The organism is Rhodococcus phenolicus (assembly GCF_001646785.1).
GTDB classification, from domain to species: Bacteria; Actinomycetota; Actinomycetes; order Mycobacteriales; family Mycobacteriaceae; genus Rhodococcus; species Rhodococcus phenolicus.
Map to the genome: position 1 here is coordinate 1 of NZ_LRRH01000149.1, position 944 is coordinate 944.

A 944-nucleotide genomic window follows, 5' to 3' on the forward strand; every position below is an offset into this window, starting at 1 on the left:
CGGCATCCGTTGTTCCAGGTCGGGTTCTCCTTCCAGAATCTCAACGAGGCAGGTCTGGAACTGTCCGGGCTGACGGTTGCGCCGCTCGACCTCGAACACCGGACCTCTCAGTTCGATCTGCACTGGATCGTGCAGGACACCTACGACGAGGCCGGGGTTCCTGCGGGGATCGGTGGTTTCGTGACGTATGCGACGGCGTTGTTCGACGAGGCGACGGTGTCCGGATTCGTCGAGCGGTTCGTGCGGGTGCTCGGGGAGGTCGTGGCGGAGCCGTCGCGTCCGGTCGGGGATCTGGAGATTCTCGGTGCGGGGGAGCGGTCGCGGATTCTGGAGTCGTTCAACGACACTGCGCGTGAGGTAGATTCGTCGGCGACGTTGGTGTCGTTGTTCGAGGCGCAGGTCGCTGCGACACCCGATACCGTCGCGATCCGGGCCGAGGGGGTCGAGCTGACGTACGGCGACGTCGACGCTCGTGTCAACCGGCTGGCGCGAGCATTGATTGCTGCCGGAGTGCGCGCGGAATCGACTGTGGCGCTGGGGATGCGCCGGTCGGTGGAGCTGGTGATCGGCATGATCGCGGTGGCGAAGGCCGGTGGCGCGTACGTGCCGGTGGATCCGGACCAGCCGGCCGAGCGCACGGAGTACATTCTGGGCACCGCGGATCCGGTGTGTGTGCTGACCACGCGGGCCGAGGGGTTCGGGGTGGACGGCGGTCGCGCGGTGCTGTTCGTCGACGACGCGGTCGCTGCGGATGTTCCCGACGGTCCGATCACGGACGCGGAGCGGACGGTTCCGCTGCGGCCGGAGCACACGGCGTATGTGATCTTCACGTCGGGTTCGACGGGTCGTCCGAAGGGTGTGGCGGTGCCGCATCGGGCGATTGCGAATCAGTTGGTGTGGAAGGTGGCGGCGTTCGGTTTGGGACCGGATGATGCGGTGTTGCT

Annotated in this window: 1 protein-coding gene; it reads left to right on the plus strand. The window is 66.8% G+C overall.

The features are described 5' to 3' along the window. Positions 1 to 944 (plus strand): AMP-binding protein (locus A8G15_RS27975; protein ID WP_156665600.1); only part of this gene is annotated, 944 nt, incomplete at both ends.